Annotated in this window: 14 protein-coding genes; 2 read left to right on the top strand and 12 right to left on the bottom strand. The window is 62.9% G+C overall.

The genetic code is table 11. From position 1 onward, the window contains the following. Positions 1–23: 23 nt before the first annotated feature. The 9 genes from JQ600_RS27660 to JQ600_RS27620 all read right to left on the bottom strand — a co-directional run bounded on the left by JQ600_RS27660 (position 24) and on the right by JQ600_RS27620 (position 11,019). Positions 24–3,533: a PAS domain-containing hybrid sensor histidine kinase/response regulator gene (locus JQ600_RS27660; RefSeq protein ID WP_212386410.1), complete on the bottom strand. Its 3,510-nt coding sequence runs from the start codon at positions 3,531–3,533 to the stop codon at positions 24–26. A 139-nt stretch (positions 3,534–3,672) separates the two neighbouring features. Then, the gene (gene hemA, locus JQ600_RS27655) at positions 3,673–4,902 is read right to left on the bottom strand and encodes a 5-aminolevulinate synthase (protein WP_212265247.1); all 1,230 of its coding nucleotides are present in this window, start codon (positions 4,900–4,902) and stop codon (positions 3,673–3,675) included. A 221-nt stretch (positions 4,903–5,123) separates the two neighbouring features. Beyond that, positions 5,124–5,324: a hypothetical protein gene (locus JQ600_RS27650; protein WP_192735352.1), complete on the bottom strand. Its 201-nt coding sequence runs from the start codon at positions 5,322–5,324 to the stop codon at positions 5,124–5,126. A gap of 26 nt (positions 5,325–5,350) precedes the next feature. Next, positions 5,351–5,647: a hypothetical protein gene (locus JQ600_RS27645; RefSeq protein WP_212265246.1), complete on the bottom strand. Its 297-nt coding sequence runs from the start codon at positions 5,645–5,647 to the stop codon at positions 5,351–5,353. 68 nt (positions 5,648–5,715) lie between these two features. Continuing rightward, positions 5,716–5,964: a hypothetical protein gene (locus tag JQ600_RS27640; protein ID WP_212265245.1), complete on the bottom strand. Its 249-nt coding sequence runs from the start codon at positions 5,962–5,964 to the stop codon at positions 5,716–5,718. A gap of 129 nt (positions 5,965–6,093) precedes the next feature. Beyond that, positions 6,094–7,155: an MBL fold metallo-hydrolase gene (locus JQ600_RS27635; protein WP_212386411.1), complete on the bottom strand. Its 1,062-nt coding sequence runs from the start codon at positions 7,153–7,155 to the stop codon at positions 6,094–6,096. Positions 7,156–7,353: 198 nt separating this feature from the next. Then, positions 7,354–9,498: a methyl-accepting chemotaxis protein gene (locus tag JQ600_RS27630; protein ID WP_212386412.1), complete on the bottom strand. Its 2,145-nt coding sequence runs from the start codon at positions 9,496–9,498 to the stop codon at positions 7,354–7,356. Positions 9,499–9,735: 237 nt separating this feature from the next. Next, complete coding sequence (locus JQ600_RS27625; RefSeq protein ID WP_212386413.1) at positions 9,736–10,452, bottom strand: outer membrane protein; 717 nt, start codon at positions 10,450–10,452, stop codon at positions 9,736–9,738. Between the two features lie 246 nt (positions 10,453–10,698). After that, positions 10,699–11,019: a hypothetical protein gene (locus tag JQ600_RS27620; protein WP_212386414.1), complete on the bottom strand. Its 321-nt coding sequence runs from the start codon at positions 11,017–11,019 to the stop codon at positions 10,699–10,701. 101 nt (positions 11,020–11,120) lie between these two features. Between JQ600_RS27620 and JQ600_RS27615 the strand changes: the two genes are divergently transcribed. Continuing rightward, the gene (locus JQ600_RS27615) at positions 11,121–11,357 is read left to right on the top strand and encodes a hypothetical protein (RefSeq protein ID WP_212265240.1); all 237 of its coding nucleotides are present in this window, start codon (positions 11,121–11,123) and stop codon (positions 11,355–11,357) included. 108 nt (positions 11,358–11,465) lie between these two features. On the opposite strand, the gene JQ600_RS27610 is transcribed toward JQ600_RS27615, so the two are convergent. From JQ600_RS27610 to JQ600_RS27600, 3 genes are all read right to left on the bottom strand, one after another. Then, positions 11,466–12,935 (bottom strand): GH1 family beta-glucosidase, encoded by a 1,470-nt coding sequence (locus JQ600_RS27610; protein WP_212386415.1) that lies wholly within the window; start codon positions 12,933–12,935, stop codon positions 11,466–11,468. Positions 12,936–12,992: 57 nt separating this feature from the next. Continuing rightward, positions 12,993–13,964: a family 16 glycosylhydrolase gene (locus tag JQ600_RS27605; RefSeq protein WP_409363266.1), complete on the bottom strand. Its 972-nt coding sequence runs from the start codon at positions 13,962–13,964 to the stop codon at positions 12,993–12,995. A 104-nt stretch (positions 13,965–14,068) separates the two neighbouring features. Continuing rightward, positions 14,069–14,506 carry a hypothetical protein gene (locus JQ600_RS27600; RefSeq protein ID WP_249136121.1) on the bottom strand — a complete coding sequence of 146 codons (438 nt, stop codon included), beginning with the start codon at positions 14,504–14,506 and terminating at the stop codon, positions 14,069–14,071. Between the two features lie 547 nt (positions 14,507–15,053). Here JQ600_RS27600 and JQ600_RS27595 point away from each other — a divergent pair. Next, positions 15,054–15,818 carry a Crp/Fnr family transcriptional regulator gene (locus JQ600_RS27595; RefSeq protein ID WP_212386445.1) on the top strand — a complete coding sequence of 255 codons (765 nt, stop codon included), beginning with the start codon at positions 15,054–15,056 and terminating at the stop codon, positions 15,816–15,818. The last annotated feature ends 39 nt before the right edge of the window (positions 15,819–15,857 follow it).

Raw genomic sequence — 15,857 nt, 5'->3', positions numbered from 1 at the left:
CGATCTCGCGCTACGGCTCGCGCCTACTCCGCCGCGACCAGCTGCTGGGCGCGCCACTGGCCGAGTAGCGCCCGCAGCGATGCCGGTTTGACCGGCTTGTTCAGCACCGCGATATTTTCCTCGCGCGCGGCCGCCCGCACGTTCGGACTGCGGTCCGCCGTGATCAGGATGGCCGGAATATTCTCGCCGAAACGACGGCGGATCTCGCGGATCGCGGCGACGCCGTTGCCGCGGTCGAGGTGATAGTCGACCAGAAGGCCGGTGACGCTTCCGCCTGACGTCTCGATCGCGGCGATCGCAGCCTCGGGGTCAGCCACCGCGATCACCTCTGCGTCCCACGCCGTGAGCAGCGTCTTCATGCCATCGAGGATCGCCGGATCGTTTTCGATGCAGACGATCAATGCGCCGCTCATCGGCGTTTTCGAGAGCGGCGTCGCGCTGGTGACCGCGGCGGTATAGTTGACCGCCTTGGCGACCGGCACCGTCACCGAGAAGACCGAGCCGCCGCCGGCATTGGCGCCCAGCGCGATGCCGTGGTTGAGCACCCGCGCCAGCCGCTCGACGATCGAGAGCCCGAGGCCGAGCCCGCGCGCGATCCGCGCGCCCTGTTCGAGACGGTGGAATTCCTTGAAGATCTCGCCGCGCTTCTGCACGGGAATTCCGACGCCGGTATCATAGATGCCGATCTGCAGGGTTTGCCCGCGGCGGCGACAGCCGACCAGCACCCGTCCGCGCGGGGTGTATTTGATGGCGTTGGATATGAAGTTCTGCAGCAGCCGGCGCAGCAGCGCGCGGTCGGATTCGACCGGCAGCGAGCACGGCACGAAGGTCAGCTTCAGCCCCTTGGCGCGGGCGATCGGGGCGAATTCGATTTCCAGCGACCGCATCAGGTCGGCCATCTTGAAGCTGGTGATCGAGGTGGTCATCGCGCCGGCGTCGAGCCGCGAGATGTCCAGCAGCGCGCCGAGGATTTCCTCGATCGCTTCCAGCGAGTCGTCGATGTTCTCGACCAGGCGCGAATCCTCGCCGCCGCTCTGGCGCTCGACAAGGCTCGTGACATAAAGCCGCGCCGCGTTCAGCGGCTGCAGGATGTCGTGGCTGGCGGCCGCGAGAAACCGGGTCTTCGAGATGTTGGCGTCCTCGGCGGTGCTCTTGGCCAGCGCCAGTTCGGAATTCAGCCGGGTGAGTTCCTCGGTGCGGTCCCGCACCCGCTTCTCCAGCGTCGCATTGGCGCGCTCCAGCGCTTCCGCCGCCTCGAAGCTCGGCGTGACGTCGGAGAAGGTGATCACGAGCCCGCCGCCCGGCATCCGGTTGGAGCGGACCTCGATCACCATGTGGCGGTCGGGCAGGCGTTCCAGATAGGGCTCGCCCTCGGTGGTGTAGGCTTTCAGCCGCAGCGCCAGCAGGGCGTCGCTGTTGCCGGAGCCGGGCGGGCTGACGGCGTCCATGAATTCGAGGATTTCCTGCAAGGGAATCCCGAGCTGGACCAGATGCGGCGGCAGCGCGAGGATTTCGCCGAACTGCGCGTTCGAGCAGATCAGCTGCAGATCGGCGTCGAATACCGCAATGCCCTGGCGCACATGGTTCAGCGCGGTTTGCAGGATCTCGCGGTTGAAATGCAGCGCGGCATGGGAATCGTCGAGCAGCTTCAGCGCCGCCTTGGCGGAGACGGTGCGCTTGCGCAGCAACAGCGACATCACGAGGCGCGAGGAGGCCGCCCCGATCGAGGACGCGATCAGGCGTTCGGCGTGCTGCAGCAACTCGAAATCGGCAGGCGCGGCCGGATCGAGATGATTGGGATGGTCGGCGGTAAACGTCTCGAACGCCTGGCGGGCGCGGTCGGGGCCGAGATATTGCGCCACCGTGCTCTGGATATCCTGCACCGTGACCGTGGTGCGCCAGCGCCGGAAGGTCGGCGTGATCGGCGTCAGCGTGCTCGGCACGAACAGGTCGGCCTGCAACCGTTCGATCGACGACGGCTGGCGCGCCATCGACATCGCGACGTAGGTCAGGATGTTGAGCCCGAGCGACCACAGCACGCCATGCATCAGCGGCGGCAGATCGGCGCCGAACAGCGCCCGTGGGCGCAGCGCCTCGATGGCGAACGGTCCGTGCTGCAGGAATTGCAAACCCGCAGTGGTGGTTTCGAGGAAGCTCGGCAGGAACAGCGTATAGGTCCACACGGCGACGCCGACCAGCATGCCGCCCATGGCGCCGTGCGCGGTGGCCCGCCGCCAGAACAGGCCGCCGAAGAAGGCCGGTGCGAGCTGGGCGAGGGCCGCGAACGACAACAGCCCGATCGCCGCCAGTTGGGTGCTGCCGAGCGCGCGATAGTAGAAATAGGCCATCACCATGATGGCGAAGATCGCAAAGCGCCGCACCTTGAGCAGGAAGTCGCCGAAATCCTGCTGGCCCACGCGCGTTCGCGGGCTCCGCTGCAGCACCAGCGGCAAGACGATGTCGTTCGAAACCATGATGGAAAGCGCCACGCATTCCACGATCACCATCGCGGTCGCGGCCGACAGGCCGCCGACAAAGACGGCGATGCTGAGCAAGGGAGCGTTTCCCTCAATCGGCAACGCCAGCACGAACATGTCGCTGTCGACGGCGCCGAACGGGAAGGTGACGAGGCCGGCGATCGCGATCGGGATCACGAAGAGATTGATGGCTACAAGGTAAAGCGGAAACAGCCAGCGTGCGCGATTGACCTCGTCGATGCTGGAATTCTCGACCACGCTGACGTGAAATTGCCGCGGCAGCAGCATGATCGCGCAGAACGACAGCAGCGTCATGGTCAGGAAATTGCCGATTGAAGGCGAGTAGTTGATCGCGCGCATCGCTTCCGGTGTCTTCATCGCGCGTTCGATCAGTTCGACCGGCGAGAACATCCAGAAGGTGACGAAGAGGCCGACGGCGAGAAACGCCACCAGCTTGACGAGGGATTCGGTGGCGATCGCCAGCATCAACCCGTGCTGGTGTTCGGTGGCGTCGGTCTGGCGGGTTCCGAACAGCACGGCGAACACGGCCATCGCCAGCGTCACCACCAGTGCGATGTCGCCTATCAGCGGGATCGAGGAGAACAGCTTGTCTTCGCTCAGGATTGTCTCCAGCGAGGAAGACATCGCCTTGAGCTGGAGCGCGATGTAGGGCACCGATCCGATAATCGCGATGACGGCCACGGTCGCGGCCACCGCCTGGCTCTTGCCGTAGCGGGCGGCGATAAAGTCGGCGATCGAGGTGATGTTCTGCGATTTGGCCAGCTGGATCACGCGGCGGAGCAGCGGCGTGCACAATCCGATCATCAGGATCGGGCCGACATAGATCGCGAGGAACTCGACGCTGGTGCGGCTGGCGAAGCCGACCGAGCCGAAGAAGGTCCAGGAGGTGCAGTAGATCGCCAGCGACAGCGGATAGATCATCATGCTGGCGCGGCCGCGTTGGCTGGGCGACAGGCGGTCGCCATAGCTGGCGACGAAGAACAGCAGTCCGATATACGCGAATGCGGCGGCGATCACGCCCCAGTCGTGCAGCATTGCTGCCTGTCTCCCTTCCCGGCCTCTGTTCGGGCGCCTCTTGTTCCGCCGCGCCGGACCGGAAGCACCAGTATAAACGCATTGAGCCGGCAGCGCACCGCGCTACCGGCTCAATTTCCCGGAGTTCGGATTGGTAGGGTTACTCGGCCGCCAGCGATTTCTGCTTCAGCGGCAGGCCAAGGCGCTCCCAGACCTGCAGCAGCGCGTCGGCCAGGTGATCGATCAGGCCGTCATCATGGTAGGGCGAGGGCGTGATCCTCAAGCGCTCGGTTCCCTTGGCGACGGTCGGATAGTTGATCGGCTGGATGTAGATGCCGTGCTCTTCGAGCAGGATGTCGGACGCCTTCTTGCAGTTCTCGGGGTCGCCGACGAACAGCGGCACGATGTGGGTCTCGCTCGACATCACGGGCAGGCCCGCGGCGTTCAGGATCGCCTTGACGCGGGCGGCGCGGTCCTGGTGGCGCTCGCGCTCCCAGGTCGAGGTTTTCAGGTGGCGGATTGCCGCTGTCGCGGCCGAGCAGATCGCCGGCGGCAGCGCTGTGGTGAAGATGAAGCCCGGCGCGTAGGAACGGACGGCATCGATGATGTCGGCCTTCCCGGCGATGTAGCCGCCGAGGCAGCCGAACGCTTTGGCCAGCGTGCCTTCGAGCACGTCGATGCGGTGCATGACGCCGTCACGCTCGGCGATGCCGCCACCGCGCGGGCCGTACATGCCGACGGCGTGCACTTCGTCCACATAGGTCATCGCGCCGTATTTTTCGGCGAGATCGCAGATTTTGGCGAGCGGCGCGATGTCGCCGTCCATCGAATAAAGGCTCTCGCAGGCGATCAGCTTGGGCCGGTCGGGGCCTGCAGCAATCAACAGCTCTTCCAGATGCGCCATGTCGCTGTGGCGGAAGATCTGGCGATCGCAGCCGGCCTGGCGCACGCCTTCGATCATCGAATTGTGGTTGAGCGCGTCGGACAGAATGAGGCAGTTCGGAATCAGCTTGGCGATGGTCGCGATGCCGGTCTGGTTGGAGACATAGCCCGAGGTGAACAGCAGCGAGGCTTCCTTGCCGTGCAGATCGGCCAGTTCGGCCTCCAGCTGCACCAGCGGGTGATGGGTTCCGGCGATGTTGCGGGTGCCGCCGGCGCCGGTGCCCACTCTCGTGGCGGTCTCGACCATGGCGCCGACCACTTTCGGGTGCTGGCCCATGCCGAGATAGTCGTTGGAGCACCAGATCACGACGTTGCGCTGGCCCTTCGGCGAGTGCCAGACCGCATGCGGGAAGCGGCCCGCGATCCGCTCGAGGTCGGCGAAAACCCGGTAGCGCCGCTCGTCATGCAGGCGGTTGAGGGCGGCGGAGAAGAATTTGCTGTAATCCATCACAAGACCTGAAACGGAACCGGCCGGAGCGGCGTGGGCTCTTTTTAGAGCTTTTCCAGGTTTGGTGTCTATGTGAAATCCCACATTTCAGCGGGCCTCCGGGATGCACCCGAGGCAGGGCAAATATTGATATCGATCAACGCGCTAGGCGCGATTTGCGGTCCTGGTATTTTGGCGGTGCGGCTGAAACCACGAGTAATCCAAGGGGCGGCCGAGCCGGTTCAGGAATCGAGTTCCCTGATGGCGCGATTGGCCGCGATCAAGGCGTCGTCTTCGGACTTGCTGTCTTCGGCCGTCACAAAGCCCCGGATCGCCGCGCCCCGCGTGATCGTCGGGGGCTGGACGATAGGCGTCATATTGGCCCGCCAAAGTCCGGGCTGCCGCTGAAAGGTAATGATTCGATAGTCCGACACTTTGGCCATTGTCGTCCTTCTTCGTCGGCCGTGGCTCAGCAGCCGCGACAGATGTTGTTCAGTTTGGACGTGGTGCGGGCGTTCTCCGCGAGGAAGGGATCCTTGTATTCGGGTCGTGAGGCGTCGCTCTCGATCGCCCTGGGTTTTTCCTTGGATTTTTCGCTGGATATTTCCTTGGATATTTCCTTGGGCGTTGCGATTTTCGGAGGCTGCGCTGCGTCGTAGCAGGCGAGCCGTGCGCTGTTGCCTTCGACCGCGCGGCATTCCGGGCTTGCAGCGAACGCGTTCTGTGCGAAGGCGCACAGCGCCAGGACGGCGACAATTATTTTCATCTATTTTCCTTTGCGGGCGTAATCACCCGGGACAAAAAGTTACATTTCGGAAGGTCACATTAGAAAAGTCACATCGACGAATAGCGAACCGCGCTCTTCAGCGCGCCGTCGATCTCGTCAGCCAATTCGGCCTCTCCGATCTCCTGAAGCGCCGCTGCCATATTCGATGCCTGCACCGCGCTCATCGAAAGCGGCTCGCTCGCCTCATAGCTGAATTTGATGCGCCAAATTCCGCCGGGATTGCGATGCGGCTCGATCAGCAGCGCCGGAAGATCAGGCAGTCCGTTCTCAAAAAGCAGCGCCGCGCGCGTCAGCATGACGGCGTCAAATCAATGCCGCCGCTGGGAAAGGCTTCAATGTGGAAGTTCGTCTGGCACGACAGCCGGGATAGCATGGCGCGACCGTGCGCCCTTTTAGGCCCAATAGCTATGGATTAGTTGGGCGCGTCAGGTGGTCCGGAAATACAGCACGCCGTCGGTCACCTCAGAAGTCAGACGTCCCTCGACCAGCATGTAGTTGACGTGGGCGATCAGTTCGCCGGCTGCAAAGCCCATCTGGTGAGCGTCGAGCACGTGCTTGTGGAACACGACCGGCACCAGTTCCTTCGAGGTCTGCGGCACGGTCCGGCAGGCTTCGGCGATCAGGCGGCAGCGGTCCTCGTGATGATCGGCCAGCTGCTTGATCCGGGTCTTGAGGCCGTAGAATGGCACGCCATGGCCGGGCAGCACCATGACGTCATAGGGCAGCGTGGTGGTGAGGCTCGCCAGCGAGGCCAGATATTCCCCGAGCGAGTTCTGGTTGGGCTCGACCGCCCAGACGCTGACATTGGGCGAGATCTTGCTCAGCACCTGGTCGGCGGAAAGGAACAATTTGTCGGCGGCGCAATACAGCATCACCTGGTCGAGCGCGTGGCCGCCGCCGGTGATGACCTTGAAGCGCCGCGTGCCGATGGAAATCTCGTCGCCATGCGCGATGCGGCGATAGGACGGCGGCAGGATCGACACCTGCTTCAGATAGTCCTGGCCGCGGCTCAGCAGCGTGTCGGTCAGGCTCTCGTCCATGCCGTGACGGCGGAAAAACAGCCGCTGCGCGTTGCGGCGCTCCTCGGTGCCGCGGTTCTGGTGATAGACCGACTGCAGGTATTCGACCTGCGACATCTGCAAGGGACAGTCGAAGCGCTCCGTGACCCAGCCTGCCAGACCGACGTGATCGGGATGCGAATGGGTCACGATCAGGCGGGAGATCTTCACGTGCCGGAGCGGGCCCTCGAACAGCGTGGTCCAGGCTTCGATGGTTTCCTCATTGCCGAACCCGGAATCGATCATCGCCCAGCCGTCGCCGTCGGCGAGCAGGTAGATGTTCACATGATTGAGCCGGAACGGCAGCTTGAGCCGGACCCACAACACGCCCGGCAGCACCTCGACGACCTGATCCTGGCCGGGGTGATGTTCCCAGGGGTATCGCAGGGCCTCGGCGGAGGACTGAACGGGGTCGGTTTTCGAGTGCATCCCACCGACTTACCCGCACAATTGGTGCGGCGCTAGCCGAAAAGCAGGTGCCCGGTGGGATAAAAGGCATGGGTATTATTTGCACCGTCATTCCGGGGCGATGCGTAGCATCGAACCTCAGGTGCGCAATTGCGCACCGGGGAATCTCGAGATTCCGGGTCTGGTGCTAACGCACCATCCCGGAATGACGGCAGCCATCTAAGCCGCCCGGATATTCCCCAAAAACGCGTCGATTTCCGCGCGCAGCACGTCGGCTTCGCGGCGGAGCGCGCCGGAGGCGGTCAAGACCTCGCTGGCGGCGGAGCCGGCTTCGGTCGAGGCGCTGGAGACGCCGACGATGTTGCTGGAAACCTCGCTGGTGCCGCCGGCGGCATGCGAAATGTTGCGCGCGATCTCGCGCGTCGCCGCGCCCTGCTCCTCTACCGCCGCCGCGATCGCTGTCGTGACGTCGTTGATCTCGCCGATCGTGGTAGAGATGCTGCGGATCGCTGACACCGCCGATGTCGTCACCGTCTGCATGCTGACGATCTGCTGGCGGATCTCGTCGGTGGCCTTCGCGGTCTGGGTGGCGAGGCTCTTGACCTCGGAGGCGACCACGGCGAATCCGCGGCCCGCTTCACCGGCGCGCGCGGCTTCGATGGTGGCGTTCAGCGCCAGCAAATTGGTCTGCGAGGCGATGGTCTGGATCAAATCGACCACCACGCTGATGCGGGCGGCGTTGTCGGCCAGGCCCTGCATGGTGGCATCGGTGGCGCCGGCTTCCTCGACCGCCTTGCGGGCAATCTCCGCCGAGGTGACGACCTGGCGGCCGATTTCCTCGATCGACGACGACAGTTCCTCGGTGCCCGACGACACGGTCTGCACGTTGACCGAGGTTTCCTCGGCGGCGGAGGCCACCGCGCTCACCAGCGCGCTGGACTGATCGGCGGTCGCCGACATGCTCTGCGCGGTGGTCTGCATCGAGCCGGCCGCTTCCTGCAAACTGTCCAGCGCCGTGCGCACCGTGGTTTCGAACTCGACGATGCGGGCTTCCATGCGGGAGGCGCGCTCGGCCTTGGCGATGCGATCCTGGTCCTGGTCGGCGGTGAGCGCCCGGCTCTGGATCATGCTCTCGCGGAACACGTGCAGCGAATTGGCCATCGCCGCGATCTCGTCCTTCTGGCTGGACCGATAGATTTCCGATTCGAGGTCGCCGCTGGAGAGCAGCTGCATCGAACGCTGCAGATTGCCGATGCGCCGCAGAATGTTGCGGCCGACATAGAGCCAGACGAACAGCACCGATCCGATCAGGGTGGCCGCACCGAGCGCGAGCATGACCGTGGTCGCCAGTGAAATCTCCTTGCCCGCCTGCTGGGTCGAGGCGTCGGTCTCGCCGCGCACCCCGTCCACCAGTTGCTGCACGCTGATGCCGAGGCCGACATTGAGCTTTCGGGTTTCTTCCAAAATGGTCTGGCCGTAATCCGTGGCGTCCAGTTCCTTCTGGCGAACCTTGAAGACGCCGGTCTTGCCTTCGCCGAGCGCCAGCAGGGCTTTCGAGGCGTTGCTCAGCGCCGTCGTAAGAGAACCCTTGGGAAGCTGGTCGAGGTTCGATTTCACGCGCTGCTGCGCAATGCGGGTTTGCTTCTCGATGTTCTCGAGCGTGTCGCTGCTCTCGGATGAAAGCGCGGCCATCATGTTGAATGCGGTCAGATTGCCGGCGGCGATGATGTCGCTGATCTGCTCGACCGTTATCTCCGCCTTGGTGGCTTCGTCCTGATTGAAGCTGGCGGCGCCGAAGATGCTGCTGAGCTGGGTCTGGGCGTCGACCATCGCGGGCGCGGCGGCCTTGACGAACGCGGCCTGGGCCGTGCGCAGCGCTTCATACAGTTTTTCGTGCTGGGCGCCGGTTTCCAGCCGTTCGCGTGCCGCGCCGCCGAGACTCTTGATCATGTCCTCGATGTTCTTCACCGTCTCGGTGAGGGCTGCGACGGTATCCTTGTTGGCGCCGAGCTTGGTGATCTCGGCAAGCCTTTGCAGGGTGATGCGCTGGGTCTCCTGCATTTTTTTGGAGCGTTCGTTCAGCATCTCCTCGCTGCGGGAGGCGAGCAGCCCCGGGCCCTGGCTGGCAAGACTGGCGCTTTCCGCCGACAATTGCAGGCTGGCCGCGAGGCGGGGGATGTCCCGTCCGCTCAGGTCGACCATGGCGCCGCCGAGATGTCCGAGCACCAGGCCGGCGCCGGCGCTGATCACGATCGCCATGCCGGCGATGACGGCAAAGGCGGCAAACAGGCTGCCTCTGACGCCGAATTTCGGAAAGCTGAAACCCTTGAGCCTGATCTTGCCGATGCTGAATCGTAACGCCATTTGCCGCCGCCCCGTCCCGCTATCCCTGGATGATTCCCCGCGCGGCAGTATCGTGGTACCCGGTTAACAAGTCGGGAAAATGCGGACGCTTTTCGCGATTTGAGCGCTGGCCCGCCATCGAACAATGTTTGAAAATCGGCAGCCGCTTCGCTGGAAAACGCCATTGCGCAAACAACATTGCGCAAACAAAAAGGCCGGCGTTCAAGCCGGCCTTTTCGCGCCTCCCTGTAGAAGCGATCAGTAGCGCGCGCCCGCGAAGTTGAAGCGATAATTGACGCCAACCTTCAACGTATGCTCGTCGTTATGGAAGGTGCCAAAGGGGACCAGCGCGACCGGGGTCACGAAGCGGGTAGTGCCGAAATCGTAGTACATGTATTCGGCCTTGGCCGACCAGTTCGGGGCAAACATGTATTCGACGCCGGCGCCGACGGTGTAGCCATTGCTGTGATTCTTATCGAGCGTGAACGCGACCGGCACGCCGGCAAAGGTCAGGGTGTCGCGATTGTTCGAATAGGCGTAGCCGCCTTTGACGTAGAGCATGCCCGGACCCCAGGTGTAGCCGACCCGGCCGGTGATCGACGCGATCGCGCGCCGATCGTGGTTATAGACCAAGCCGTTGGGGAAAATCGCATTGAGGTTGTTGTCGCCGAGCCAGCTGTACTGCCCCTCGGCGCCGACGACCCAGTTCGGCGCGAACTGATAATCGGCGCCGGCCTGCACGCCGCCGAGCAGGCGGGCGCTGTGGTCGCTGAGCACGAGACCGTTGAAAGTGTTGCTACTCGCGAACGCGCCGCCGATATGGGCGCCGAGATAGAACCCGGTCCAGTTGTAGAGCGGCGCGGCATAGGCCGGCGCCTTGTTGTAGTAGGGCCGTGCGCCCATGTCGGCGCCGAGCGTCGGGGACGCCGCGCCGAGGGCTGCAAGAGCGACGATAGCGAGCAGGAACTTCTTCATGGTCGTGGGTCTCCGGAAAATCGTTGGGAGGCGCCACATGCCGGGCGCCGTCCATGGCGTGCAGTTAGACAGCTTTTGAATAAAATGCTGTCACTTGCCGGGCACACCGATCGATTACCCAACCCATTGGAGAACAAACGTTTTTTGTGCTTAATGAAGTCCTATTTTCTGTGCTTAACGGCGTCCTAAGGCCAGCTTAATGAAGCCTTAAAATCGGGTCTCTCGGGCGCGGCGCGGAAGCTTGCCTTAGGCAATGCGCCGCCGCACGTCGCTGCGCATCTGCTCGCGGAACGCCTGCCGCCGCGCCGGCCGGTCCTTTTCGGCGACGTCATGGCGGTCAAACACGTTGAACATGTCGAGGATGGGATAGCGGTCGCTGGCCATCGCCAGGATGCGCAGCAGTTCGGCGACCGGGCCGGTCGGGCCGGTGACTTCCCATTTCCGAATCGTGTTCGCGCCGTCTTCAGGCGGCAACCCGCAGAGCTGGGCCATGTTGGCTACGCCAAGGGGTTGGCCGATCGCCTCACCGAGGTCTTCGCGCAGTTTCTTCAGTTCCGGACCGGTCACGGGTTCTCCATTTTAAAGCGGCTTCTGTGAAGTACGTCACACACCGGGGCCGGAGTGCAAGCTATACGCAGCGCCATCAGTTCCTCGAGGAGGAGGCAGTCATGCGCAGCTTGATCGAAAGCCTTACCCCCGACAGCCGCCGGATCTACTGGCGCTGGGTCGGTGGCATCTTCGGCCTTTATGTCGTCTTGATGGTCGGCGCCGCCAGCATGTTTATCAGCCACGAATCATCGCGGACCGTGCGGCATGAACGCGCCGTGACTGTGGCAGTCAAAGGTGATCGCGCGCCGTCACACGAGACTTCGATGCCCCAGCCGCAGCTGGTGCGCTATCACTAGAGCGTTTTCCAGCGAAGTGGACACCGGTTCGCGTCAAGAAAACGCGTCAAGACAGGAATCTAGAGCCCCGTTCCGATTCCATCGGAACGGAAAAGGCTCTAGGCGGCTTCAGGGGCCGATCGCGTTGCGCGTCACCACGTCGCGATAAAACGACGCACTGAGCTTCGGCGTCCGGCGCTGGGTTTCAAAATCGACGTGGATGAGCCCGAAGCGCTTTTCGTAGCCGTAGATCCATTCGAAATTGTCCATCAGGGTCCACAGGAAATAGCCGCGGACCGGCACGCCCTCGGCCACGGCGCGCTGCAGCTGCCGCAAGTAATTGCGCAGGTACATGATGCGGTCGAGATCGTAGATCTTGCCGTCGGCATGCACCTTGTCCTCCGACGAGGTGCCGTTCTCGGTGATGTAGATCGTCTTGAGGTTCCAGACCTTGGCCGCGAGCCGCGGCGCCCAATAGATCGTTTCGGGACCGATACGCAGCCAGTCGGCACTCATGTGCGGAAACGAGGCGGGGAAGGGCAGCACCGACCAGCCCGGCTTCTTGTCTGACGCTGCGATGTAGAATTGCGGCGCGTAGATGTTGAGGCCGACGAAATCATTGGGCGAGCCGATGATCTTCAATTCGTCGGCGGTGAATTTCGGCGCGTCCTTGCCGGCATATTCGAGGAAGCCGTCGGTGTATTTGCCTTCCAGCATCACGCCGAGCAGGCCCGAGTTCAGTTCGCGGGTCGCGATCTCGGCGGCGCGGACGTTTTCGGGCGTGTCGAAGGCCGGCACGCAGGTCGCGATGTTCTCGGCCGGGCCGACCTTGGTGCCGGCGCGCCCGCGGGCGCGGATCGCCTGCACCGCAAGGCCGTGGCCGAGGACGACGTTATGCCGTGCCTGGTTCAATTCCGCCGCCGGCAGTTTGAGGCCGGGCGCGTCGATACCCCATCCGTAGCCGAAATTCAGGAAACGCCCGGCTTCGTTCAGCGTGAAGATGTTTTTGACGCGGTCGGTCAAACGCTCCGCGATATAGCCGGCGTAATCCGCGAACGCCTTTGAGGTGTCAGTGGACTGCCAGCCGCCGACGCGGTCCTGCAACGCCTGCGGCAAGTCCCAATGATACAGCGTCGCGTAGGGTTCGATGCCCTTGGCCAGGAGTTCGTCGAGCAGGCGGTTATAGAAATCGAGGCCCTTGGGATTGGGCTTGCCGGTGCCTTCCGGAAACACCCGCGGCCACGCGATCGAGAAGCGGTAGTGCTTGACGCCGAGATCGCGCATCAGGCCGACGTCTTCCTTGTAGCGATGATAGTGTTCGTTGGCGCGGTCCCCGGTGGTCTTGTCCTCGATTTTGCCCGGGGTGTGGGCGAAGGTGTCCCAGATCGAACGGCCGCGGCCGTCCTCGTTGACCGCGCCCTCGATCTGATAGGCCGATGTCGCGGTGCCCCAGCGAAAGTCCTTCGGGAAACGGGCAGGGGCGTGCGGGTCGGCGGCTGTTTTTTGTTTTGGGGCCGCGTTCGCCGGTGTCGCCGCCAGACCAAGCGCGGAGAGGCCCGCCAGCTTGGCAAATTGCCGGCGCGAGAATTTCCCGGACATTACGTTCTCCGTCAGCTTCGGTGCTGCCGGCGTGCGCGTCCCGGCCGGTTGCAATGATCAGTATGCATCAATTTGATAAGCCGAAATCCGGTCGATTTCGAATTCCACGACATTGGGAGACAGGCCGTCGACGAATCCGACGCCTTCCATGGTTTTCGAGCCCATCGCAAGGTTGACGATCATGTACATGGGAGCGTCGAAGCCGACCGGGACCTTGATCTCCGACACCGGCTGGCGGTCGATGAAATAGATGATGCGATCGCGCTGCCACAGCACGCCATAATTGTGGAATTCGCTCCTGGTATCGGCGACCATGAAGTCGAACCCGCAGCGCTCGACCCGCCCGGTGGCCGGGATCCGCCAATGCGTGGTCATCACGATGTTGTCGTGCTGCTGTCCGCGGCCCTCCATGATGTCGATTTCCGGCGGCCAGCCGCCGTCATCGGCGAGCATCCAGAACGCCGGCCACACGCCGACGCCGGCCGGTATCTTGGAGCGCATTTCGAAATAGCCGTACTTCTGCGTGAACTTGCTCTGCGTCGTCAGGATGCCCGAGATATATTCATTGTTGAACAGCAGGGACCGCAAGTCGGGCGGAGTCCTGCTGGCGATGATCGAGAGTATGCCGCCCCGGACGCGGAACGGATCGAGCCCGAGCGGCACCGTGCCCCGCCCGCCATACACCGAATCGACGTAGATCTGCTGTTCGCCATTATAGCTGGTCTTGCGCTTGAAATCGGAGCCTTCGCCGCCCCAGTAGCGCGACTGCGGCCAGGCGGCGCCACCGGCGTAGTGCGGTACCCACCGTGCCTCGACCAGCGGATGCACGTCGAAATCATCGTGGAAGGTCCGATGCAGCGACACCGGCACCAGCGGATCATCAGCTTCGATCTTGCGGCACTGATCGCCGAGCGCGCGGGTCGGCACCTGCAAGGTGAGCTCGGCTAGCGCCAGCGTGGGATCGCTTTGCGGACAAGCCGGCATGGCCGTGAAAAGACAGCCGATCAATGCGAGAGCGTGCGGCCTCAACCTCTTGATCCCCAGGGTTCGCGCATACGAATCCCGGGGTTCGCGCATGCGCTGAAGTCGACGGGCGAAACACATAGCAGATCGCGGAAGCGAAAAGGATGCGGCTATTTGATCGTCGCGTTCACCGTAATGACCGACGTGCCTGACGCCGTCGGCCCCTTGCCCGTTGCCTTGATCACAAAAGTGTCACTCCCCTTGTATTTCGCCTTCGCCCTGTATTCGTAAGTGGATGCGTCGAGCTTCTTCAACTTGCCGCGTGCCGGCTTTTGCGAAATTTCAGAGCTGGTCACCGTGCCGCGTATCTTGATCGGAAACACGCAGCTTTCCCCGGCCGCGATGTCAATGTCGCCGGTCGAGTTCTCGCCCCAATTCGCCAGTGTCGTTGATGCCGAACAGTCAGAAGCGGCCGGCGCCGAAGATGCCGGCGCCACGCTCGTGGCTGCAACGATCAGCGCCAGGGCCGCGACTTTGGAAAAGCGCATAGTCAACTTCCTCATTTTCATGCAAACCCGATCAAGGTCTCCCCAAATGAGGGCTATCATAATCCGGAATTGGACGCGCGCGTGGCGTGTGGAGCAACGATGCCGAATTGATGGGCATCGCGACGGGCGGTCAAGCAAACCGCGCAACAATCACCGAGCCTGATCCTCGGGCGTCGCTAGCCGATCGCAACTCAAAACCGTTTTCGGCCACACGCTGGTCGATCTTATCAAGGCATCGGACAAGATCGCTCGAAGCTGATCGAGATGGCAGTCGGGACAGAATAGAGGGTGAGTGCGCGCAGATCTTTGAGCGCGGCGATGTCTCGAGTGAGACAGTGCCAGGAATGGTGCTGCCAGACAGGATTGAACTGACGGTGTCTTTGGCTAATCCTTGCGGAACAAAGGTGGAACATCTGTGGTTCCTCAAGGTTCGCCTCAGCTTTACTGGCATGGCGCGTTAAGGTACTCAGCAAATGTCGTATCCATGACGGCCGTTCGAAGCCGGCGCGATGAAAGTGGAGTTAGTGTCGGCGCAGCGCAGAAGACATTCCTGCCAAAGACATTCCAGGAGAGCTGCGTGTTCTTCTGAGGGAGGAAGTCTCTCGTGATGGGCCGTTCGGCGAGCGCCGGTAATCGTCTTCTCGCCGCGTTGCCGTTGGCAGACCTCGCGTTGCTCGCCCCCCATCTCCAGAAGGTGTCGCTTGAACAGGACGCCGTGGTGATACGGGCGGGAGATCGACGCGACCATGTTTACTTTCCCCATAGCGGTGCCATCTCCTTCATGCTCGGCCTTCCGCGCGGAGAAACGATCGCAACTGCGGTAATCGGGCGCGAGGGAGCGATCGGCGCATTATCGGTGCTGGGACCCTCTTTCATGTCGTCCGTGACGGCGGTCGTGCGGGTGGGCGGCACCGCATCGCAAATCTCCGTGTCGCGGTTTCATGCAGCCTACATGAAGAGCGGCGCCATCAGACATGTGGTCGAGGCGCATACGAGGTCGATACTCATGCAGTTCCAGCACGTCTCAGCGTGCAACGGACTGCACTCGGTCGAGGCCCGCATGGCCCGGTGGCTGCTTCACCTGCACGATCGAACCGAGGACAACAACATCCTGCCATTAACGCAGGAGACGCTTTCGCAATTGCTCGGGGTGCGACGAACGACCGTGACGCAGGTGATTGCCAAACTCCGCGCCTTGGGTGCCATCAGATCCGTTCGGCGAGGCTTGGTCGAAATCGACAGGGCGCGGCTCGAGGAAGCAACCTGTGAATGCTACGACATCATACGCGGTGCAACCGATCGGATCGTCCCGCATGAAGTCGTGGGGTCGCACCCGCATTTTGCGTCGGCCGACAAACTCCACGGTGTATGATCGTTTTCAACCTCACATGACGTGGTCTTTGTACCAGTG

This window comes from Bradyrhizobium sp. AUGA SZCCT0176 (assembly GCF_018130145.1).
Lineage (GTDB): Bacteria > Pseudomonadota > Alphaproteobacteria > Rhizobiales > Xanthobacteraceae > Bradyrhizobium.
The sequence above is the reverse complement of the archived record's forward strand: the minus strand, read 5'-3'. Positions and strand labels throughout refer to the sequence as shown.